Annotated in this window: 17 protein-coding genes; 7 read left to right on the top strand and 10 right to left on the bottom strand. The window is 39.1% G+C overall.

The window, feature by feature from the left end:
• Window positions 1-10: 10 nt before the first annotated feature.
• The 6 genes from AC1M89_RS08615 to AC1M89_RS08590 all read right to left on the bottom strand — a co-directional run bounded on the left by AC1M89_RS08615 (window position 11) and on the right by AC1M89_RS08590 (window position 9,017).
• Window positions 11-844: a TatD family hydrolase gene (locus tag AC1M89_RS08615; protein ID WP_481591587.1), complete on the bottom strand. Its 834-nt coding sequence runs from the start codon at window positions 842-844 to the stop codon at window positions 11-13.
• Window positions 845-851: 7 nt separating this feature from the next.
• On the bottom strand, window positions 852-1,799 hold the full coding sequence (locus AC1M89_RS08610) for an RsiV family protein (RefSeq protein ID WP_092766781.1): 948 nt from the start codon (window positions 1,797-1,799) through the stop codon (window positions 852-854).
• A gap of 130 nt (window positions 1,800-1,929) precedes the next feature.
• A complete protein-coding gene (locus AC1M89_RS08605; protein WP_481591551.1) occupies window positions 1,930-2,754 on the bottom strand; it encodes a hypothetical protein in 825 nt (274 codons plus the stop codon).
• 83 nt (window positions 2,755-2,837) lie between these two features.
• Entirely contained in the window at window positions 2,838-4,430 is a 1,593-nt protein-coding gene (locus AC1M89_RS08600) for a peptide chain release factor 3 (RefSeq protein WP_035265298.1), read from the bottom strand.
• A gap of 120 nt (window positions 4,431-4,550) precedes the next feature.
• A complete protein-coding gene (locus AC1M89_RS08595) occupies window positions 4,551-6,617 on the bottom strand; it encodes a putative bifunctional diguanylate cyclase/phosphodiesterase (protein WP_481591552.1) in 2,067 nt (688 codons plus the stop codon).
• A gap of 216 nt (window positions 6,618-6,833) precedes the next feature.
• The gene (locus tag AC1M89_RS08590; RefSeq protein ID WP_481614100.1) at window positions 6,834-9,017 is read right to left on the bottom strand and encodes a carboxy terminal-processing peptidase; all 2,184 of its coding nucleotides are present in this window, start codon (window positions 9,015-9,017) and stop codon (window positions 6,834-6,836) included.
• Between the two features lie 196 nt (window positions 9,018-9,213).
• Here AC1M89_RS08590 and nagZ point away from each other — a divergent pair, with 196 nt between their 5' ends.
• Window positions 9,214-10,233, top strand: coding sequence for a beta-N-acetylhexosaminidase (nagZ, locus tag AC1M89_RS08585; RefSeq protein WP_481591554.1), 1,020 nt, complete (start codon window positions 9,214-9,216; stop codon window positions 10,231-10,233).
• 70 nt (window positions 10,234-10,303) lie between these two features.
• Entirely contained in the window at window positions 10,304-11,149 is an 846-nt protein-coding gene (locus tag AC1M89_RS08580; RefSeq protein WP_481591555.1) for a class I SAM-dependent methyltransferase, read from the top strand.
• A gap of 63 nt (window positions 11,150-11,212) precedes the next feature.
• On the opposite strand, the gene AC1M89_RS08575 is transcribed toward AC1M89_RS08580, so the two are convergent.
• Entirely contained in the window at window positions 11,213-12,535 is a 1,323-nt protein-coding gene (locus tag AC1M89_RS08575; RefSeq protein ID WP_481611328.1) for an alpha/beta fold hydrolase, read from the bottom strand.
• Window positions 12,536-12,823: 288 nt separating this feature from the next.
• Between AC1M89_RS08575 and AC1M89_RS08570 the strand changes: the two genes are divergently transcribed.
• The 3 genes from AC1M89_RS08570 (at window position 12,824) to pta (ending at window position 17,903) form a co-directional block, all read left to right on the top strand.
• Window positions 12,824-14,089 carry a glutamate-5-semialdehyde dehydrogenase gene (locus AC1M89_RS08570; protein ID WP_035265287.1) on the top strand — a complete coding sequence of 422 codons (1,266 nt, stop codon included), beginning with the start codon at window positions 12,824-12,826 and terminating at the stop codon, window positions 14,087-14,089.
• 384 nt (window positions 14,090-14,473) lie between these two features.
• Window positions 14,474-15,697, top strand: coding sequence for an acetate/propionate family kinase (locus tag AC1M89_RS08565; protein ID WP_179998650.1), 1,224 nt, complete (start codon window positions 14,474-14,476; stop codon window positions 15,695-15,697).
• A 64-nt stretch (window positions 15,698-15,761) separates the two neighbouring features.
• Entirely contained in the window at window positions 15,762-17,903 is a 2,142-nt protein-coding gene (gene pta / locus AC1M89_RS08560; RefSeq protein ID WP_481591558.1) for a phosphate acetyltransferase, read from the top strand.
• A 184-nt stretch (window positions 17,904-18,087) separates the two neighbouring features.
• Here the strand turns inward: pta and AC1M89_RS08555 are convergent, their stop codons facing one another.
• Window positions 18,088-18,918: an alpha/beta fold hydrolase gene (locus tag AC1M89_RS08555; protein ID WP_481608974.1), complete on the bottom strand. Its 831-nt coding sequence runs from the start codon at window positions 18,916-18,918 to the stop codon at window positions 18,088-18,090.
• Window positions 18,919-19,157: 239 nt separating this feature from the next.
• Window positions 19,158-20,153 carry an AraC family transcriptional regulator gene (locus AC1M89_RS08550; RefSeq protein ID WP_481591560.1) on the bottom strand — a complete coding sequence of 332 codons (996 nt, stop codon included), beginning with the start codon at window positions 20,151-20,153 and terminating at the stop codon, window positions 19,158-19,160.
• A 408-nt stretch (window positions 20,154-20,561) separates the two neighbouring features.
• Between AC1M89_RS08550 and AC1M89_RS08545 the strand changes: the two genes are divergently transcribed.
• The gene (locus tag AC1M89_RS08545) at window positions 20,562-22,088 is read left to right on the top strand and encodes a fumarate hydratase (RefSeq protein ID WP_035265279.1); all 1,527 of its coding nucleotides are present in this window, start codon (window positions 20,562-20,564) and stop codon (window positions 22,086-22,088) included.
• Between the two features lie 71 nt (window positions 22,089-22,159).
• Window positions 22,160-22,702 (top strand): DUF2059 domain-containing protein, encoded by a 543-nt coding sequence (locus AC1M89_RS08540; RefSeq protein WP_035265277.1) that lies wholly within the window; start codon window positions 22,160-22,162, stop codon window positions 22,700-22,702.
• Window positions 22,703-22,729: 27 nt separating this feature from the next.
• Here AC1M89_RS08540 and AC1M89_RS08535 read toward each other — a convergent pair whose 3' ends face one another.
• Entirely contained in the window at window positions 22,730-23,482 is a 753-nt protein-coding gene (locus AC1M89_RS08535; protein WP_481591561.1) for a DUF2846 domain-containing protein, read from the bottom strand.
• Window positions 23,483-23,548: the final 66 nt, after the last annotated feature.

Genomic DNA, 23,548 nt, shown 5'->3' with positions numbered 1-23,548 from the left:
AGTTTTGAACTCACGACAATTTCAGTTCATTTTTTAGGTTGAGTGCAGACACACTATTCTCCCAAACACGTTGCGCAATGTCTTCGATTCTCGTATTTAGACTATGTGCCAAACCCTCTAAAACATAAATTAAATTCTGTGGGGTATTACGGGTTCGGTGTTCAGTTGAAGTTTGACAACATAATGGCGTCATATCAGGACAGTCTGTTTCAATGACCAGATGCTCAATGCCAACATACTGAACTGTTTGGTGTAATTTTTTAGCATTGGGATTGGTAATCTGTCCCGTGACCCCTAACTTAAATCCAAGTTGAATAAATGCCTTTGCTTCTTCTACCCCTCCACTAAATGCGTGGGCGATCCCCCCCTGAAAAAATTGCTTTGCTTTTAACAGTTTTAATACTTCAGCATGAGATTTACGAATATGTAACAGCACAGGAAGCTTAAATTGTTGAGCCAAATCGAGTTGTTGCGCAAAAAAATCCTGTTGCTTAGCGAAAACTTCCGGCTGCTTATGTTGCTTGAGAAAAGTATCTAAACCAATTTCACCAACGGCGATGCATTGTTGTACTTCAAGAATTTTTTTTAAATCGTCTAGATGATGAGGCTGATGTTGTTCGATATAAAAAGGATGTAGACCTGGAGCGAGATAACTCCTCGGTGCCTGATCTAAACCATTTAACCAATGGTGTGTTTCAATCAATGTATGAAAGCGTTGGTGTTGAAACCCGATCAGTACAAGGGCATCCACTCCCTTCTGTTTAGCCTGATACGCAAGTTGCTCACGATCGAAGTCAAAATCTTCTACATCAAAGTGCGTATGCGTATCAAACAAACGTGGCATGGACATGTTATTTTGCTTCACCTGCAGCTTGAGGTACAGCAACTTGAACCGAAGAATGAACAGCCTCCAGCATTTCAGGTTTAATCACACCCTGTAGCTTTTCATAAGGAATCGTAAGTCTTGGCAAACCCACCACATAAGGACCAATTTCATATTCACCGTATTGAAGAATTAAACCCTTCTTACCCAAATAATAATTATCAGTGAGTTTAAATTTCCAAGCCTCTTCATACTCTTCAACGTTATCTGCTAACTGGGAATCTATGACCCATTTTTTAAATTCATCATGGGCCAATTGATTTAATTTATTCTTTTGGTCTTTCACTAAAATTTGATCTAGTGACACTTGTTTCTGCTGTTTCAAATCAAAATTAAAGTAAGTTTGTGAAGAAGAACCATGTGCACCTCCTAAATAGTTACTCGTATTCAATACGACGGTTGCAAGTGGTCCTTGTGAATTTAAAATTTTAGGACTAATACTCAAACTAATTTGATGTCCAACCCCCAAGTGCTTTAACTCTTTATCTAAACCCACAAAGTTATCAATATAGGGCTGAATCTGCTCTGCAAGTAACTGCGCTGCAGTTTTATATTCAACAACTTCACTTGCGGCTTGAGTATCTTTGTCTTTAGGCAGCGTCTGCTCAGGTTCGAACAACTCTAGCGTTTCTTGTAAATTTTTGATAATCGCTTGATCAATTAAGCCATCTAACACAAATTGATTCGTTCTCAATCGATCAATTGAAATTTCTGGACAATTGTTACCATCACATTCTACCAACCGAACAGGCACTTTTTCAGTTTCACCCTGAAGCACGAGTATCTGAACTTCCGATGCTGCTTGAGTTTGAGTGTCAGGTGACTCTTTAGGCCCGTCCCCTTTTGGCTGACATGCGCTCAGCGTAATTGCGGCAGTAAGTACAGATACAGTCCAAACTATTTTATTTTTTAACATCTCACAACCTTGAGGAGAAACGGTCATTTATCATTGATTTAAGCCTAACCCGATGAAATTGATAGCTCAAGCTTCGTTTGTATGGGTTTAACTGCAATTGTATATGCTACATTACAATATTTGTAATATTTCAAAACATCTTTTGAAAGATCTGCGGTACAACCACCTGCTTGGTTTGAGCATGATTCAAATAGATATCCAATTGCTCACCACCTTTGACAATTTCGTTCGCACGAATATGAACACCAATCCCTTCACCATCAAAGAACCATTCCTGATTTTGCCAGCTGAGATTCACTGGAGCGATACTTCTCACTTCACCACTCTGGGCCTTTAACCATTTTTGATAGGACACTTGAAGTATTCTTTCAAAATCATTTATTTGGTTCTTTTGAATCACATCCTGCAACTGTAAAACTTTTTTCTGCTTTCGATCCAATACCATAAAGTAACCACGATCTTTAACGATCACTTCAGCTTGTTTTGTGTTAACAATGAATTGGATCAACACATATTGATTTCGTTGGGTGGCGACTTGCGTCAGTATATCCAACTCATAAGGCTGATTCAGTGAAAACTCCTTCATCCATGATTCAGATCGACTTATATAGGTTTCGATGGATTGATCCAAACTCAATTTTTCTTTTTCATTGATTTGATCTTGAATCACAAAAGCCAAATGGTTGTTAAGTTGTTGATTGACCCACTGATCTGCTGTTTTTAGACTTAAAATTTCAATTTTTTCGCAGACCGATTTTGTGCAATTTTCGCTCTTTATTTCAACTTGAAACGCGTCATCATTTAAGTAAGGTAACACATCAGCATTTTTAACTTGGGCAGACTGCCCTGACTTTTGTGTCGTAGACTCTGGTTGTTTTTCACAAGATGCCATCCCAATGACTAAGGTAGCAAGAAGAATACGCAATCGTTTTTTTTGTAAGTTTAGAGTAATCACAAGAATCAACCAAAATTAAAGCATTGGTTATTCTGATACAAAAACAGCTTCACGAGGAAGCTGTTTTACATTTTCAAGCAAAATTAATGTTCACGTGTATTACGGAAAACAATATCAGGATAACGCTCTTGCATTAATTGTAAATTGACACGGCTAGGTGCTAAGTACGTTAAATGCCCACCACCATCAACTGAAAGTTGGTCATGTGCTTTTTTCTTAAATTCATTAAATTTTTTCTCATCTGGACATGAAACCCAACGAACAGTGTTAATGCTCACAGGCTCGTAAATACAATCTACTTTGTATTCTTCTTTTAAACGATAAGCAACAACTTCGAATTGAAGAACACCCACAGCACCTACAATAAGATCATTACTGTTTTGTGGCATAAATACCTGAGTTGCACCTTCCTCTGAAAGCTCTTTTAAACCTTTTTGAAGTTGCTTCGATTTTAAAGGATCTTTTAAACGAACACGACGGAACATTTCAGGAGCAAAGTGAGGAATACCTGTGAATTGCAAGTTTTCACCCGAAGTGAAAGTATCGCCGATTTGAATCGTACCATGGTTATGTAAACCAATAATGTCGCCTGGCCATGCCTCTTCTAAATGCTGACGATCACCCGCCAAGAACGTTAATGCATCTGAAATACGCACATCTTTCCCAATACGCACATGCTTCATTTTCAAGCCTTTTTCATATTTGCCTGAACAGATACGCATGAAAGCAATACGATCGCGGTGTTTAGGGTCCATATTGGCTTGAATTTTAAAGACAAAACCAGAGAAACCCTCTTCAGTCGCTTCAACTTTACGGTCTTGGGTAGGATGTGCTTTTGGTGGTGGTGCATATTCACTAAATGCATTCAAGACATGGTCTACACCAAAGTTACCCAACGCTGTACCAAACAATACTGGGGTTTGACGCCCTGCTAAGAATTCTTCACGATCAAGCGGTTCATTTGCCATTTGAACTAATTCTAGTGACTCTTCAAATGCAGCCCAAGCTAATTCACCGACTTTTTCACGAAGGTCAGCATGGTCATAACCGTCACGAATTTCAATATCTGTAATGGTTGAACCAAAACCTGCTTTATAGACATAGAATTTTTCTTCGATCAGATTAAAAACACCCGCGAAGTCACGGCCTGTACCTAAAGGCCAAGTTAAAGGTACGCATTTAATTTTCAGGACATTTTCGATTTCGTCGAGGAGCTCAAGCGGCTCACGGATTTCACGGTCCATTTTGTTGACGAATGAAATAATTGGTGTGTCACGCATACGACACACGTCCATTAACTTAATAGTACGATCTTCGACACCTTTCGCACCATCAATCACCATCAACGCTGAGTCTACGGCTGTAAGGGTACGATATGTATCTTCAGAGAAATCTTCATGCCCCGGTGTATCGAGCAGGTTGATCATTTTGTCTTTATAAGGGAACTGCATCACAGAGGTCGTAATCGAGATACCACGCTCTTTTTCCATTTCCATCCAATCTGATGTCGCAGCACGGTCAGATTTACGGCTTTTTACCATACCTGCAACTTGGATCGCTTGCCCCCACAACAATAACTTTTCCGTCATTGTGGTTTTACCCGCATCGGGGTGGGAAATAATGGCAAATGTACGTCGCTGAGCAACTTGCTCCGCTAACTCTTGCTTAAAGCTCATGAATAACACCTACTGCAGACATGCAGTTTAGAAGATCAAAAAAGATCAAAATAAAAATTGGCGATATTGTAGCAGATCAATACCGAATGTGAATGTGATGAATCAGAAACTGACCAGAAGTTAATAGTTCTTAAATGTGCTTTCTAAACGATCCACAGGTAATGGCATACCCAATAAATAGCCTTGTAATTGCTGACAACCTAAACGTTTTAAGATATCGGCTTGTTTTTGAGTTTCGACGCCTTCAGCTGTCACCACCAAACCTAAACGTTTAGCCAAGACAATAATACTTTCTAAGATAATTTCATCTTTTGTATTGGGTGAAAGATTTCGAATAAATTCACGGTCAATTTTAAGTTCATCTACCGGGAGATTCTTTAAATATAAGAAGCTTGAATGACCTGTTCCAAAATCATCAATCGCAAGCCCAATCCCCAGGTTTCGCAGGCTCTCAAAAGTACGAATACTGACATCGATATGATGCATTGCTGTCGACTCAGTAATCTCAATAATTAAATGGGCTGGATCGATCTGGTATTGTGTGATTAAACATCTTAATGTATCTACCAGCGCTTTATGTTCAAATTGTACAGCTGATAAATTTACAGCGATCGGACAGAAAGGCAATTTCTTTTTTTGCCAAGCTTGAATCTGTATACACGCTTGTTCAAGGGCCCAGTAGCCCATTTTAATAATAAGACCTGTTTGCTCCGCACCCTCAATAAACATATTCGGTGCTAGAAGTCCTAGACTTGGATGCTTCCAACGAATTAAAGCTTCAACGCCACAAATTTTAAAATCTGCTGTGAATTTCGGCTGATAAAATAAAATGAATTGTTGTTCTTCAACAGCACGATACAAATCATTGATAAGTTTTGATTGGCTACGTGCGACTTCTTGTTGATCTAATGAATAGTTAAACACACTATAAGTATTGCGACCTTGCTCTTTGGACATCAGCATTGCAGCATCAGCATTCACCAACAAATCATGTAAATCAGCACCATGATCTGGATAATAGACCACACCTAAACTTGCTGAGATATTGATTTCCTTCCCCGAAATCACAAAGCCTTCTTGGATTTTACTCAATACTAGATTGGCAACTTGATCAATTTGGTCTGTAGAAAAATCTTCAACAACCAATAAAAACTCATCACCACCAATACGAATTAATTTTTGGTTTTTTTCGAGTAATGCATGGAGTCGATGCGCTAAATTCACTAAAAGCTGATCACCAATATGATGTCCAAAAGCATCATTCACTGCCTTGAAACGATCCAAATCAATATAAATGAATGCAACTTTATGATCTTTAGATTGGTGAAGTGAAAATAATGAAGTGGTGTAATCAAGCAAAAAAAGTCGATTTGGAAGTTTGGTCAAATTATCTTGAAGGGCAAGGCTTTCCAATTCCTTATTCATTCTGATTAGTTGTTGATTTCTCTCTTCAAGTCGTAATTCTAAAATAGCGACAAAAAAACTGACCACTAAAACCAAGCAGGTGACAAATATAATGACAAAAAGTAATAAACCTTGACCTTCATGGAGTTGATTCAATGCTGCATATTTGGCATCCACGGGTTGGAAAGTCGCAGCCGCCATACCAATATAATGCATTCCCACAATACTAAAAGCGATCATGAATGCCACGGCAAGCTTGAAAGCCAATTTATTGTGATAGGTACGCTTATATTTAAACATCAGCCAGAATGACAACCCTGAACCACATACAGCAATCAGTACAGAAAAAATCACCAAAATGGTGTCATAACGAATAATGTAGTTGGGAACGATCAATCCCGCCATTCCAGTATAGTGCATACCTGAAATACCGAAACCCATCAGAAGTGCACCCAAAACCAATCTAGCCAAAGGAAGTGTAGATCTAGTCGTGAGCCATATGGCAAAAATTGAAGCGAGAGCTGCGATCACATAAGAGAATAGCGTTAAACCTATATCGAAACTATGATCTTCGGGTAAATGACAAGCCAGCATTCCAACAAAATGCATGACCCAAATCGCAAGACCAAATATCATGCCACTTACACCGAGCAGCACTTTTTGACCAACTGGGTTTTTGTGGGTACTAATGAGTTGTTCAAATGAAATAGCAATAAAGCAGACGATCACTGCCGCCACAGCAGAACCCGCCACCATTGCATAATCGTAACTCATATGAATCATATAGAGACTTATCCGTACCTGAACCTGTTTTTATTTTATTTAAACCCCAAAAGTACAGCAAATAAATGTAAGAAGGTTCAACTTTTTAATGAGCATTTGTCGCCTACAACAATATCACCATCTCATTGAACGTCAAGTTGTTTTTCGGCGATATCCATAAAAAATGGCGTATCGAAATACGCCATTTTTTTAAGTAAAACTTAACAATAAATATTTTTATTTTTGCAAGGCAATGTAATCGAGCAAGATATGAGCTGATTCAGTGACAAATGCCTCTTCCTCAGGTAAAGGTGGACGTTGATTAGTTTTCATCTTAGCACGCGATTCAGCCAAAGCTTCCATCGACGCCTGATAACTTTCCCAATTTGGATAAGCAGTTTTACCCATTGCTATACGGCGTTTGTTTTCTTCTGCCAACGTTTCTTTTTCCAAAGCGATGAGCTCAGATTTACGTTGATCGATATCCAACACGATTTGTTTATTCTCTTTAGCTTTCTGCGAAATCGCTTTACGCGCTTCTAAATACTTAAATTGAATATCATTCGCAACACGCTGTTTTGAATGAGCAGCTAATTTTGGTACAAAGGCTTGCACTTCTCCCTCACGTTTGAAAGGAGCTGTAGGGATGGTATCCCACTCTAAAGCATTCTTAGCTTTACGCTCCCCAAACTCTTCATCGTAGATATCAACCAATTGAATATCAGGCACAACCCCTTTATTTTGTGTGCTTCCACCAGTAACACGGTAAAACTTTCGTTGCGTCAATGTCGCTTGACCATACGCTAAGCTGTCCAATTGAACTTGGGCTGTACCCTTACCTGTCGTAGTACTTCCAATCACAATCCCACGACCATAATCCTGCACAGCAGCTGAATAGATTTCACTTGCTGATGCAGAAGCCAGATTCACCATGACAGCCAATGGACCTGCGTAGGTTTGAGCGCCTCCATCACGATCTTCGAAGACACTGACGTTACCATTCCCATCCCGAATTTGAACCACTGGACCAGATTTAATCACTTGCCCAATCATTTTTGCCACTTCTTCGAGTGAACCACCAGGGTTATTACGAAGATCAACGATAATGCCATCGACATTTTGCGCAGCTAAACTTTTCAATGCATTATTGGTATCTTCAGATACTGAACGATAGCTTTCACCAGCACGACGGGCACGGTAGTTGTAATAGAACGATGGAATTTCGACTACTCCAACTTTATGTTTCTTGCCATCACGTACAATTTCAACTGTTCTTGAACGTACACCCGCATCCTCTTCTTGAATCACATCACGTACGATAGTTACGGTACGTGCCTGACTCATAGATGCTCCAGGTCCGAGCAATTTAATGGTGACTTTAGTCCCACGCTTACCTCGGATCAATCCAACGATTTCAGAACTGGTCCACCCAATGACGTCGACCATTTTGTCACCGTCTTGCGCGACACCAATAATACGATCACCAGACTTGACCTGCCCCGTCTTAAACGCAGGACCACCATCTACGATCGTCTCGATACGCGTATAGTCTTCATTCCCACGTTCTGGACGGATCGACACACCAATCCCCTCAAGCTGCAATGTGGTCTGACGATTTAACTCAATCGCATCGATTGGCGGGAAATAATTACTGTGCGGGTCATAGGTCGCCAACATAGCATTGAGCGTTTTTTCTAAAACGTCATCGCTTTTTGTACGCTTCATACGTTCTAATTGACGCATATAGCGCTTGGTCAAAGTCTGAACTGGCGTTAAATCTTCAGCTGAAGTGAGATCTTGTCCTGCTGCTAAAGAAGGATCATCTTTCAGCACTTTTTGCTTAGCCAAATCTTCTTCTTTAGCAATCGTTAAATTGATTAACTGAGACACCAACATTTTGCGCCATTGATTTTCTTGCTCAGCTTTATTTTTGAAAAATGGAGCCTTTTCACGATCAGACTCGATAAACACATTAGGTTGATTTAGGTTTTGCGGTTTTTTTAACTCCGCCAACATAAACTCATAGAATGACTTTAAACGATCACGATATTGAGCGTGAATGGCATAAGGTCCTTCAAGGTTACCCGCTTTGAGCGCCGCTCCAAAAGTTGGTCCGTATTTTTTCTTATAGTTTGCCACTTCATCTGCCAAGAAAAGGCTATGGTCAGGATCAAGACTATCAATATACATATCAAAAATACGTTGTGAGGTCTTAGCATCTAAACGCATATTTAAATAGTGCTGACGATCCACCAAAGTTGCTAATTGTCTTGAAACTAAAGCTTGTTCTTGTGTGGGCTTTATATTCTGAACCTGTTGAACCGCTGGTTCATTCGCTGCGATCGCAACATTAATTGTATGACCAAAAAATAAACCACCAGTGGCAATGGCTACCGCGCAAGCGATTGTTTGAAGTTTCATAACGAATTTGTCTTTCCTTGGATAAACCAAATTTACACTATTGTTTTCAGATAGAAATATTAATATTCAAAACCTTAAACAACTTTTTTATTTCTGCCGTATAGTTTTATCATAATCTGTACGGAGAAAATGTAGCAAATCATTGCAAAATTCGGGTATTGTTTTCTCTTTTAAAATTAGAATCACGGATTCCACTATGATTGGCGCATTGATGCTTGATATTGAGGGCACAACACTTAATCAAGAAGATATTCAACTCCTACAATCTCCACAAGTTGGTGGAGTCATTTTGTTTGGAAGAAATATTGAATCACCTCAACAAGTTCGCGCCTTAACGGATCATATGCGCCAAGTTCGTCCCGATATTTTGATTGCAGTCGATCAAGAAGGCGGACGCGTACAACGTTTAAAACAAGGCTTCACTCTCCTTCCTGCCATGGGACGTTTCGGTGAGCTCTATTTAAGTCAGCCAGAACGCGCAATTGAATTGGCTGAACAATGCGGTTGGCTCATGGCTACCGAAGTTCTTGCAGTCGGGATCGATTTCAGCTTTGCACCTGTATTAGACCTTAACGACATTAGCGATGTTATTGGTGATCGTGCTTTTGCTAAAAATATCTCAGATATCATCCCTTTAGCCCAAGCCTTTATGCAAGGTATGAAACGCGCAGGTATGGCAACCACGGGGAAACACTTCCCTGGCCATGGCTCGGTTAAAGCAGATTCACATATTGCTGCAGCTGTGGATACACGAAGTTATGCTGAAATTGAAGCTCAAGATATGCAAAGCTTTATTCAACTCCAACCTCAACTTGACGCACTCATGCCAGCACATGTGATTTATGAAAAAGTAGATCCAAATCCTGCTGGTTTTTCTCAGTATTGGGTTCAAAAAGTACTTCGTGAAACACTTGAGTTCGATGGTGTCTTGTTTTCTGATGACTTAAGTATGCAAGCAGCTTGTGTTGCAGGTGGTGCAGATGCTCGCATCAAAGCCGCGCTTGAAGCTGGCTGTGATATGGGCTTAGTCTGCAATAATCGGGAATCTGCATGTGTCGCGCTCAGTGCCATAGAGAATTATCCATTGCCGAACCAAGAACGCTTAGAGCGTATGCGCGGTAAGATTCAAGAGATTCGCATTGGTGAACAACTTGACTTAGGCAACGAATGGAAATCTGTCAAAAAGGTCATTGAAGATTTTAGACAATCATTTTAATAATAAAGGGAGCATCTAAATGCTCCCTTTATCTTGACCAATCCAATAATAATCATAGCTAAGGATGTGTATGTCTCAATCAAAACAATCAAAGCACCGTCATATTTCGTTTACTGCTCACTACACTGCCTATATTTGGTACCAAATGGGTATCTCTCACGAAGCATTTGCGACTTCGAAAGGTAAAGCGTTGGCGCAATTCGCTCACCCTTTTGAAAGTATGGCTGAGAAGTTTATCGGCGGAAGTATGCGTTCAACTCTGAAGACACGACATACATTATTAGACGACCATTTAAAATTATTAATCAAACAATATCCAAACCTGCAAATTTTAGAAATTGCAGCGGGACTTTCACCTCGTGGTTGGTGGTTTAGATCTCATTATCCCGAAATAGATTATCGCGAATTAGATTTACCAGACATGGCTGCCACAAAACAATCCGCTTTGAATAAAATCGATCCCGAAAGCCCTAAAGTTTTATCAGCAGACTTATTCACGGATGATTTCAAAACAGCTTTTGACGAATTCGACCCAACACGACCGCTAGTGATTATCAGTGAAGGATTAATCAATTATTTTAATCAAGATTTACTCAAACAATTGCTGAATTCAATTGTACGTTTTGGTCAACCATTCCAAACGCTTCATTATTTAACTGACCTTTATCCCGAACCTGTCCAACATAAACTGGCTAACTTAATTTGGTCGAGCAGCAAATTACTCAAATACGCTTCAAGAAGTGCATTTACCTTCCACTTTAAAGACCCTTTAGAGGTACAGCACTTTTTCAAACTGTCAGGTTTTACTGAAGTTGAAGTCATTCAACCTCAACTGTATTTTGAAAAAAAGAATCAAAATATGGATACAGATCAGCATCTTGGTGATCTAGTATGGATGATTCATGCAATAAAATAATGATTCATTCGTAGCAATATTACGAAGTATCTATTTTTTGATTCAAATGAATTCAATGACAGCCTAATCCACGCTGTCATTGTGTTTATGGGTATCTATAAATTGAAGTAAGCGATCAGCCACTTCAAAATAACCATGCTTGAATAATGCTCTTACTTCATTTCCAATAAAATCGAACATTAAGCATTCGACAGCAAAATGTCCTTGCTCATCCTCAAATTCAATTGCAAAACTTCGAGCATCTTCCTGTAAGACTTCAACTTGAGATGGGTCATCCAAAAAGAATGATACACCAAAGTAATTCAGGTCTTTAATTTCAACTTCAAAACGTTGTGCATTTGTTTGATGAATTAAAACAGAATGCGCATTTTTAAGGGCAAATCGAACTTCCCCCCTTCGATCCAAAGATTGCATTTGGTCTTTATCTAAATAAATGATTCCATCTAGATTGTGAATCGATTCGCCTTTTAAGAAACTGGTAAAAAGATTCATGGTTTCTTTACGACGTTGCAATTGAGGCACATGATCCGCATTTGCAATCATTGCAAACTCAACATCTGGACATTGCAAGGCGAAATTCGCATTCTCAAATGGCAAAGTAAAACTATCGAATTGACCACATGCTACCAATGTTTTACACATCGGAATTGGAACATGGGAAAGACGCAATAAACGATTACAGTTAATTTCATATCGCTCACGCTCAGCGATATCAAACTCAGACATCTGCTTATAAAAAAGTCGTTTAGCTGTTGGAGACATACGCGTTTGATCTAATTTTGCATGATTCACCAAGTACAAAATGACAGCCTGACCAAACTCATCCATACGTTGCTCTTGCATCAATATTAATGACTCTTCAAGCAACATACGCCAGCTTTTCCGAGTCTTCTGCATGACGCCCATCAGAATCAATCGATCTACCAGTTCTGGGCGATAATGAGCAAAACAGGAAGCAACCACAGAGCCTAATGACATCCCCATGACAGAGACTTTCTTAATCTCCACCAAATCCAACCATTGACCTAACATTTTTGAAAGCTCTGGTAACTCTAGAGTACCAGCAGAAATTCCAGTATCACGATTGTGGATTTGTTGATTTGAACCTAAAGATGGTAAGTCGATTAAAATAACAGGTCCTTTCTCGAAGAGCTGTTCAACGCAATATTTATATGAATTAAAATTTTGAAATGCGCCTCCGACAATCAGCGTTGGCGTCTGGTACAGTGTTTCTGGCGATGCGATCGCCATATATTCAATTTTCCAGCCATCAATCCATGTGGTTCGTGGCGGCTCTTTAAAACTATTTTTATGGTACAGATCAAAAAAATGAGTGCTGTCTTCAGCTGAATAATCTTCAAGCTCCATTTTTATCATGGAATTCATTCCCTTATCTCCATTTGGCTTTATTGTTTTGTTTTCACAGCCGTTAATTTGATCATACTCTCAATTCGTTATGATTATGCAACATAATTAACATTCATTTCATTTTATACAGATGCATGAAATCTGCGCAATGCAAGAATTCACCTTTTATCTTTTTTTAACTGCCGTTAGGTTCTAAAAATAGTTACAAGTTTTATCAACTTAGCTTTTTTCGCTGATAAACATAGATTGTTGTCATCTGCGCTGCTACTATTTGAATGAGATTTTAAAATGATCAGTTAAACTGCTATGCAAGACTCCATCGAACAGTACATGCAAGTCGTCGGTCAGAATGCGCGTGAAGCTTCACGCTTTTTGGCTGGCTCTTCGACTTTTGAACGAAATAATGCTTTGACGGCAATCCATACCGCTTTGGAAGACCATCAAGCTCAAATTCTAGCTGCGAATAAACTAGACATGACTCGTGGTCATGAAAACAATTTAGACAGCGCATTACTCGATCGTTTGGAACTTACACCCACACGCTTCAGTGGAATGTTACAAGGTCTTAAAGATGTCATCAGTTTAATTGATCCCATTGGTGAAATTACTGACCTAGCTTATCGCCCGTCTGGTATTCAGCTTGGAAAAATGCGAGTGCCTTTAGGTGTCGTAGGTATGATTTATGAATCACGTCCTAACGTCACTCTAGAAGCAGCCTCTTTAGCGATTAAGTCTGGCAATGCCATCATTCTTCGCGGTGGTTCAGAGGCATTAGAGTCAAACAAAGCCATTGCTACCGCAATTCAAAAAGGTTTAGAGCAAGCTGGTGTACCAGTTAACGCAGTCCAAGTTGTCAATACAGCAGATCGTGCTGCAGTTGGGCAATTGATTACCCTCTCTGAGTATGTTGACGTTATTGTTCCACGTGGTGGCAAAGGCTTAATTGAACGTATTACACGTGAAGCGACTATTCCTGTAATCAAACATCTTGATGGTAACTGTCACGTCTTCGTTGAGGCCCAAGCAGATCTACAAAAAGCATTGCCAATTGCGTTAAATGCAAAAACTCATCGCTATGGCGTATGTAATGCCATGGAAACGCTGCTGGTTGATGAAAAAGTTGCTGATGACTTTCTGCCTCGCATTGCTGAACTTTATGCTGAAAAACAAGTTGAGTTGCGTGGTTGCTTGAAAGTCAAAGCAATTTTAGGTGAACAGATTAAAACTGCGACCGAAGAAGACTGGTATGAGGAATATCTAGGACCTATTTTAGCGGTTAAAGTGGTCAGTGGCGTTGAAGAAGCAATTTTGCATATCAATAAATACGGATCGCATCACACTGATTCGATTATTACTGAAAACTTTAGCACGGCCCGAAAATTCCTTACTCGCGTCGATTCAAGTTCGGTCATGGTTAATGCCTCTACTCGTTTTGCTGATGGTTTTGAATATGGTTTAGGTGCTGAAATCGGCATTTCAACAGATAAAATTCATGCCAGAGGTCCAGTCGGATTAGAAGGACTCACCTCACAAAAATGGATTGTTTTAGGCGATGGCCAAATCCGTCAATAAATCTAACTTAAAAAAACAAAGCCCTTTGAGTAAAGGGCTTTGTTTTTGAGTGATTCAACTCTTCATAACGAAATAAAAAACGTATAAATTAAATCAATTACAAACCAGAAGTGGTATATAAAAAATACAATACATGCTATGTTTTACGCATACAATTTAATTAAAACATAACCATCATTTATTTAATAAATGAATAAAGAAAGACTATAAATTTTAATTATTATTGCCTTAGTGGTCGATAGTGCTTAAGTCTAATCACCTAAAGTCTATCTAGGACAATAAAAAAACGCATGATACAAATGCTTCACGATCAAGAAATAACATTTTTTGTTCATTTGGAAGAAAACAAACGAAATATTAAAATTGCCAGTAAAGGAACACACCATGCCTCATTCAGTTCTTATCATCAATTGCGGTTCTTCTTCGATCAAGTTTGCATTATTACTTAAAGATCAAGATTTCCGAATTCATGGTCTTGCTGAAAACTTAGGTACGCCAGAAGCGCGCATCAAAGGCGTGACTGTAGGCAACGAACCAGTTGATATTCGTATTCCAAATGCAGACCATAAAGAAGCACTTGAAGTTGGATTATCTCGCTTAGCGAATCACAAGCCTGATGCCATTGGTCATCGTATTGTACATGGTGGTTCTTTAACTCAAGCAGAGTTAATCACCGATGAAATTATTGAAAAAATCCGTGAAGCAACACCTTTAGCTCCATTACATAATCCTGCACATCTCGTTGGGATCGAAGCGACTAAACGTTTGTTCCCAGACTTACCGCAGGTTGCAGTGTTTGATACAGCGTTCCATCAAACAATGCCAGCGCATGCCTATCGTTATGCGGTACCAAAATTTTTATACACTGAACATAATGTTCGCCGCTATGGATTCCACGGTACGAGCCATGCCTATGTATCAGATCGTGGTTCTGAGCTTGCTGGTAGTTTCCGTGAAGGTGGTTGGCTCACCGCTCATTTAGGCAATGGTAGTTCTACTTGTGCAATTTGGAATGGTAAAAGTGTTGATACCTCTATGGGATTAACGCCACTCGAAGGTTTAGTGATGGGTACCCGTAGTGGTGATGTAGACCCAAGTTTACATAATTTTTTAGCCAAAAACCTAGGATGGGACATTTACAAAATTGACAGAATGCTCAATAGCCAATCTGGTTTATTAGGACTTTCAAACCTGTCAAACGATATGCGAACACTTATCGAAGCTTCAGAAGAAGGCAATGAAGATGCTGCACTTGCTATTGAAGTATTCTGCTATCGTCTTGCTAAATCATTAGCAGCACTCAGCTGTGGTTTACCTCGTCTTGATGGCTTATTCTTCACAGGTGGTATTGGTGAAAACTCAGCATTTATTCGTGAAAAAACATTATCTTATTTGCCACATTTTGGTTTTAACTTTAGTAAAGAAAAAAATGACCAATTAGCTCGCGGTACAGAAGGTCGTATTGATAATGGTACTGGTCCGCAAATTTGGGTCATTCCTACAGATGAAGAAGGACGTATTGCACAAGAAACAGAACATGTGGTGAATCAAATCGGAGATGTGAATTCATCTGAAAAAAAGTCTGAACTTGAAACCGCGACTGCTTAAGTAGTCGCCCGCTCAGACATATTTACATATTTCTTTTTTATTTTTAGATATAGATTTTGATGATATGAAAACAATTGTACTTGTTCCAACTGGTGAAGGTGTAGGTCTGACATCAGCGTGTTTAGGCTTAATTTATGCACTTGAGTGTCAAGGTGTAAAAGCTGGTTTTGTTAAGCCATTTTCACAAGAAGTACATGCTGAAAATTTCGATCGCACCACAGCGTTATTCCGCCATGTTTCTCAGAACGAAACAGTTGAACCAATCTCATATCAAAATGTAGTTCAGCAATTAAATGCTGATGAAAGTGATGAGTTATTAGAAGAAGCTGTTCGTCTACATCGTCAAATTGCTAAAAAACATGATCTTATTATTGTGGAAGGGTTAGTTCCAAATAGTCGTGATAGTTTTGCATCTGAACTGAATGCTCAACTTGCTCAAGCACTAGATGCGAAAGTCATCATTGTGAGCAATGCTGATATCAAACAACCAGCCTATACTGCAGAAAAAGTAGAAACCCAATTACGTAATTTTGGTGGAGCAAACAGCAACCGAACAGCTGGTGTGCTGTTCATGCGAACCAAAGGTCTGTCCGAGGAGTCTGCACAGATTCCAGTGACCATTGATCCAAGTCTGCGTCTGACACAAGAGACTCAACAATTTGTTGGGGAAATTCAAAAAACACATCCACTGATTGGTTCCGAACAACTTCCTGTTATTGCATTAGTACCATTTAGTAATACTTTAAGTGTGCCGCGAATGTCTGATATCGCGCAACATATTCAAGCAGAATGGATTAACTTAGGTGAGGCTGCACAACGACGTGTTCTGCATAGTAGCCTGATCGCTTCAAATATCGAGCGCGAACTGCACAAATTCACGGCAGGCGAACTGATTATTAGCGCATCAGATCGTATTGATGTCTTACTTGCAAGTAGTTTAGCAAGCAGCAATGGTATCCCTCTTGCTGGTTTAGTATTGACTGAACATTATGCACCTAATCAACAAGTACTGGCTTTCTGCCAAGCTGCGATAAAACAGGGCTTACCTATTTTACACACACCATTGAGCACCTTTGAAACGGCAACCCAACTGGCTAATTTAAGTAATGAAATTCCTGTAGATGATACTGCTCGCGCTGAACAAGTCACTCGATTTGTATCTAGCCATATTGATGCGGATTGGGTAACGCAGTTGCTGAATGGTTCATACCAACCACGTCTTTCTCCATCTGCATTCCGTCATGAGTTGGTACAAAAATCAATTGCAGCGAAGAAAAGAATTGTTCTTCCTGAAGGTGATGAACCTCGTACGATTCAAGCAGCCGCGATCTGCCAATCACGTGGTATTGCTCACTGTATCTTACTGGCAAAACCAGAAGCAGTTTTAGATGTAGCCAAAGCTCGAGGGATTGAATTACCTGACGATTTAGAAATCATTGATCCAGACCTCATCCGCGACAATTATATTGCGCAAATGGTAGAGTTGCGTAAAGGCAAGTTAAATGAACTGCAAGCGAAAGAACAGTTACAAGATACAGTGGTTCTTGGAACGATGATGTTAGCACTAGATCAAGTGGATGGATTAGTTTCAGGTGCAGTTCATACCACAGCCAATACAGTTCGCCCTGCATTTCAGTTGATTAAAACGGCACCTGATTACTCTTTAGTTTCGTCTGTTTTCTTTATGTTACTACCAGATGAAGTGTATGTTTATGGTGACTGTGCAATCAATCCAGATCCTAATGCAGAGCAACTTGCTGAAATCGCGATTCAATCTGCCGATTCAGCCAAAGCGTTTGGTATTGATCCACGTATTGCCATGATTTCATATTCAACTGGTACATCTGGCACAGGTGCTGATGTTGAAAAAGTTGCTGAAGCAACACGCATCGCAAAAGAACGTCGTCCAGATTTATTGATCGATGGCCCCCTTCAATATGATGCTGCCTCTGTAGAAAGTGTAGGTCGCTCTAAAGCACCTGACTCTCAAGTGGCGGGTCGTGCCAATGTCTTTATTTTCCCTGACTTGAATACTGGTAATACCACCTATAAAGCAGTTCAACGCTCTGCCAATGTGGTCAGTGTCGGTCCAATGCTCCAAGGTTTAAACAAACCTGTAAACGATTTATCTCGTGGTGCATTGGTCGATGATATTGTCTTTACGATTGCTTTAACAGCGATTCAGGCTGAGCAACAAGCCCAATAATTTGATTTGCATATGAGTTACCATCCTCGCGAAAGTGAGGATGGTTTTTTCAATAAATCCCTTAGAACACTGAGATCTATGATTAACTCCTACGTGTTGTAACTTAGAATCATGAGGTTAACTAAAGACTTATATAAAAAAACAAGAACTCTTAAAGAGTTCTTGTTTAAGACAAGATCGAAAATTAACTTTGAATAAATGCAAGAAGATCAGGGTTAATCACGTCATGATTAATAGTAAGCATCCCATGTGAATAACCTGGATAAATTTTTAAAGTTCCATTTTGTACCAATTCAGCCGATAACTTTCCTGAAATATCAAGAGGAACAATTTGGTCATCATCACCATGTAAAACTAATACTGGCACTGAAATTTTCTTAAGGTCTTCTCTAAAATCAGTTTGGGAGAAAGCCACAATCCCTTCATAATGAGCTTTAGCAGAACCCATCATTCCTTGTCTCCACCAATTCTGAATCACCGGCTCAGACGGCTTCGCATTTGAACGATTAAATCCATAAAATGGACCTTCAGGTACAACACGATAGAACTCAGCTCGATTTTTAAATAATTGAGCCTGCATGTCGTCAAAAACAGCTTTCGGCAATCCGTTTGGATTATCTTCAGTTTTCACCATATAGGGTGGTACAGAGCTCACCAGAACAGCTTTAGAAACACGTTCCTCACCATGTCTTGCAATATAGTGCGCAACCTCACCTCCGCCTGTTGAATGACCAATATGAATCGCTTTTTTGATGCCTAAATGCTCAACAACAGCTGCAACATCATCAGCATAATGATCCATATCATGACCTTCAGACACTTGAGAAGATCGTCCATGACCACGGCGGTCATGCGCCACTACACGGTAACCTTTGTCTAAAAAGTAAAGTATTTGCGCATCCCAATCATCTGAACTTAAAGGCCACCCATGATGAAAAAAAAGAACCTCACCGTCACGTGATCCCCAATCTTTATAAAAAATTTCAACACCGTCTTTAGTCTTTACATAACTCATTTTCAACTCCTTAAATTGGTTGAATAATAATTGAATATGAAATCAAATTAATTCTTAAGCAATTGAATATTTTTTAAAATTTAATTCGATTTATTAGGATTAGAACTTCATTAAAAACTTAAATGTGTTAAAAACCAAGTAACCATTTAGAGCATTAAAACTGTTCTACCTCAGATTAAAGTAACGGATTTGGCATAAGTTTAATTGACTCAGATGATATAGTTTAAGTATCAATTGAATCATTTTCTGGAGATTTTTCTTTTTCGGTATTGCAAAGGTGTCTCACCCGTCCAACGTTTAAATGCTCGTGAAAAAACAGAACTCTCTGAGAAACCGAGAACGCTGACAATATGGCACATGGAAATCTCTTTGGATGCTAATAATTGCTTTGCAGTCCGAATACGATAATGAGTTAGAATTTTCTCAAAAGAAGTGTCAATATCGTTTAAAGATGCACGCAAGGTGTTGACCTTCATATTTAACTTGTCTGCCACATGCTTTAATTGAACATTGCCTGATTCGAGTAAAACTTCAGCTAGAATTTGTTCTATATCAGAAATAAGTTCATATTTTTCAACCTGTCTCATCTGACGTTTTGCATAAGTTTCATGGATGGCAAATAATTCAGGCTCATACCAGTCAAATTTTAAATTCAACAACGCTGCATCAAATATAATTTTCCCATCTGGACAGCCCAACTCAACTTCACATCCCCATACGCGCTTGTATTCTATTAATGTCGCACCATATTCATAGGGTAAATAAATTTTAATTGGGCGGAATTGATCATCTGTAATGAATTTCAAAAACTTTAAAATCACACTGATCACAATCTCTAAATAGTGCCGAACAGGATGATTAAACCCTTGAATTCCAGCAACATGCTCATCTGTGAACAGGCTAAAATGAAAAGCTGAAGAAAGTAATTTTTGGTAATTTAAAGCTTTCTCTAGTCCAACTTTAAATCCCGAACTACTCAAAAACAGATACTCAATCACTGAGCCTCTAATTACAGGAAAATGCTCTCCTACATGTAAACCAATATCTCTGTCATTAGAAACTTTTTGCGCTGTATTCCAAAATCGGTACTGACATGAATTATCTCTGCGAACTGTCTTATCAGGCAACTGTGCGGGCAATCTTACATCTTCTAAAATTTGCTCTACATTTAATCCCATCTGGTGCATTGTGATATAGGCATAACTCAGAAAGACTCCAGCGTCACTTGACTTCATATTTAATTAACTTCTAGATTTTATGAAATATATAAATAATATTGATTTTTAATTATATAAATATTTACTTAATACTTTCTATTGAAAATCTTAACAAAATTTAATTTCATAAAGTCAATGTATTAGAATTATTGATGACTAAAATAGTGAAATTTCACCCATTTAATCTAAAAATATTATGAGATAAATTTGAAAAAAATTATTGTTACGTATAAAAAAGCTTAAACAACTTATTACGTAAACGTATTTCCATCTAAAAAATTAATTAGCAAATATTAATTTTAACTTTTCTATGAATGAATCTGCTCTCTTAAACTTTCGCCAATTCCTCAGCAAAAAAGCCACAATTGAATCATTTTGTCTTATAATTTAGCCCGCTAGCTATCAGCCCGCTCAAGAGATATTTGTATGACAACTATTATCAAGCAAGACGACTTGATCACATCCGTTAAAGATGCGCTTCAGTTCATTTCTTACTATCATCCACAAGACTTCATCCAAGCAATGAGTCGTGCGTATGACCGTGAAGAAAACAAAGCTGCCAAAGATGCGATCGCACAAATCTTAATCAATTCACGTATGTGTGCCGAAGGTCACCGTCCGATCTGTCAAGATACTGGTATCGTCAACGTATTCGTTGAAGTGGGCATGGACGTTAAATTTGATTTAACAATGAGCTTAGACGACGCGATTAACGAAGGTGTTCGCCAAGGTTACTTAGAAAACTCTAACGTACTTCGTGCATCTGTACTTGCTGATCCTGCTTTTGGCCGTAAGAATACGAAAGACAACACCCCTGCTGTGATCTACCATAAACTTGTTCCAGGTAACAAAGTAGATATCACTGTTGCAGCAAAAGGCGGTGGTTCAGAAAATAAATCTAAACTTGCAATGTTAAACCCATCTGATTCAATCGTGGACTGGGTACTGAAAACTGTACCAACCATGGGTGCAGGCTGGTGTCCTCCTGGTATGCTCGGTATTGGTATCGGTGGTACAGCTGAAAAAGCCATGATGCTTGCTAAAGAAGCATTGATGGAAGAGATCAACATGGACGAGCTTCTTCGTCGTGGTCCACAAAATAAACTTGAAGAACTTCGTATCGAAATCTTCGAGAAAGTAAACGCGCTGGGTATTGGTGCACAAGGTCTTGGCGGTTTAACGACTGTTCTAGACATCAAAATTAAAGACTACCCTTGTCACGCTGCGGGTAAACCAGTCGGTATGATCCCGAACTGTGCTGCGACTCGTCACGCACACTTCACACTAGACGGTACAGGTGTTGCGAATATTATTGCACCTAAACTTGAAGACTATCCTGAAGTCACTTGGGACTCATCTTCTTCTAAACGTGTTGACTTAGATAACATCACACAAGAAGAAATGAACTCTTGGAAACCAGGTGATACGCTTCTTCTTAACGGTACAATCTATACAGGTCGTGACGCTGCGCACAAACGTATGGTTGATATGTTAAACAACGGTGAAGAGCTTCCAGTAGACCTTAAAGGTAAGTTCATTTACTACGTTGGTCCTGTTGATCCAGTGGGTGACGAAGTTGTAGGTCCTGCAGGTCCAACAACTGCAACACGTATGGATAAGTTCACACGTCAAGTTTTAGAAGCAACTGGTCTTTTCGGTATGATCGGTAAAGCGGACCGCGGTCCTGCTGCGATTGAAGCAATCAAAGACAATAAAGCAACTTACCTCATGGCTGTAGGCGGTGCTGCATATCTCGTATCTAAAGCAATTCGTGAAGCGGAAGTTGTCGCTTTTGAAGATTTAGGTATGGAAGCAATCTATAAGTTCGTGGTTAAAGATATGCCTGTATCTGTTGCTGTAGACGTTAACGGCACATCAGTTCACGCAACTGCACCAAAAATTTGGCAGGCTAAAATTGGTAAAATTCCAGTTGTAGATGCAGCTGCACAATAAATAATATTCGACTTGTCTCAAGTTCAAAAAGCACTCTATCATTAGGGTGCTTTTTTATACCGAGAATACTCATGAAAATTTTAAGAACATTATTTTTGAGCGGATGCATGATCTGCTCACCTGCGGTTATGGCAGCTCAAGCGACTGATCAACAAATCGAAAAACTCATACAAGTATTGAATTTAGATCAGCTCTTACAAAGTACGCTTAAACAAATCCGACCTCAAATTGATCAACAGGCCTATAGCATTGTTCAAAATATTGTTAAGGCCGAAAAATTAACACCACAACAACAAGTTATTGCCAATGAACTGGCTGATAAAATTCACCAAGAAAATATTAAGCAAACTTCTTGGGAAAAACTTAAACCGATCTATCTCAAAATTTATAAAGATGTCTATGATGCCCAAGAAGTTCAAGCCCAGATCGACTTTTATTCCTCTCCAACAGGTCAATCCATTTTAAATAAAGGTCCACTTGTTGCTCAAGAATCCATGAAAATCCTGAATCAACAACTTGCAGGCTCTTTACAATCTACAGAAAAGAATTTTGCTGAAGTCCAAAAGAAATTAGAACAACTACAAAAACAAAGTATTCATACTGACTCGAAATAAGCTAAAAACCATTCTGCTGAATCAGAGTTACCATGTGCGTGGATCATATATCTTAAAAGGTTCTGTTAAGCGCACATCATCACTGGCTTTATATTCTTTATTTTTAATTTTTTCTTTTGATTTTTGCAATGTTCCGTTCGGTTGAATAACGGCAACATAGTTAAGCCCAGGCGTTTTCAACTGAGTCATGCCAATTTCTCTTAATGCCTGTTTTGTTGGCATTTGCATCAATGGTCCAACTCTGAGGAGATCTTCACTACCATTTGGTCCACCTCGAAACTGTTCTTCTTCATATTTTAAGAAATACTGCTGCCCCGCTTTAACACTAAAACTTGCAACCAAAGGTTTTTGAAAATGCATCACAGTTAAAGGTCGACTGATACTAAGTTGATAATCCCCTTCAGCCAGCTCTATCCAATAATAATGATTGCTGATTAAACTCGGAATGCGCTTACCATTTAGAAAAAAACTCGGTGCAATAATTTCCTGACGATTCCACTTACTATCAGGACGGTACAGATACAACACTGCGGCTTGCTGATGTTGAGGTTTTACACGGCTGAAAAACTGTCCTGGTTTTTGATTTACCCATGAGCCCAGATCAAATCCTGCAACTTTATATTGAGCTAGCTTCTGAGATACAAAAGTTTTTTTCTCACTAAAATCTACCGGTTTTAACGTTGAAACCACATGAGTTTGATTATTATCGTTAAGCCCTTTATGTGTCTGACATGCCACAAGAAACAGACTCAAAGCACACACTGCTACGCTTGATCGCATGATTATCCCTCATCACGAATACTTTTTATTCTATGTCATATTTTTGTTATCGTTAGATTATCATCT

The organism is Acinetobacter sp. ANC_7635 (assembly GCF_056779945.1).
This window is presented reverse-complemented; position numbering and strand designations above follow the sequence as displayed.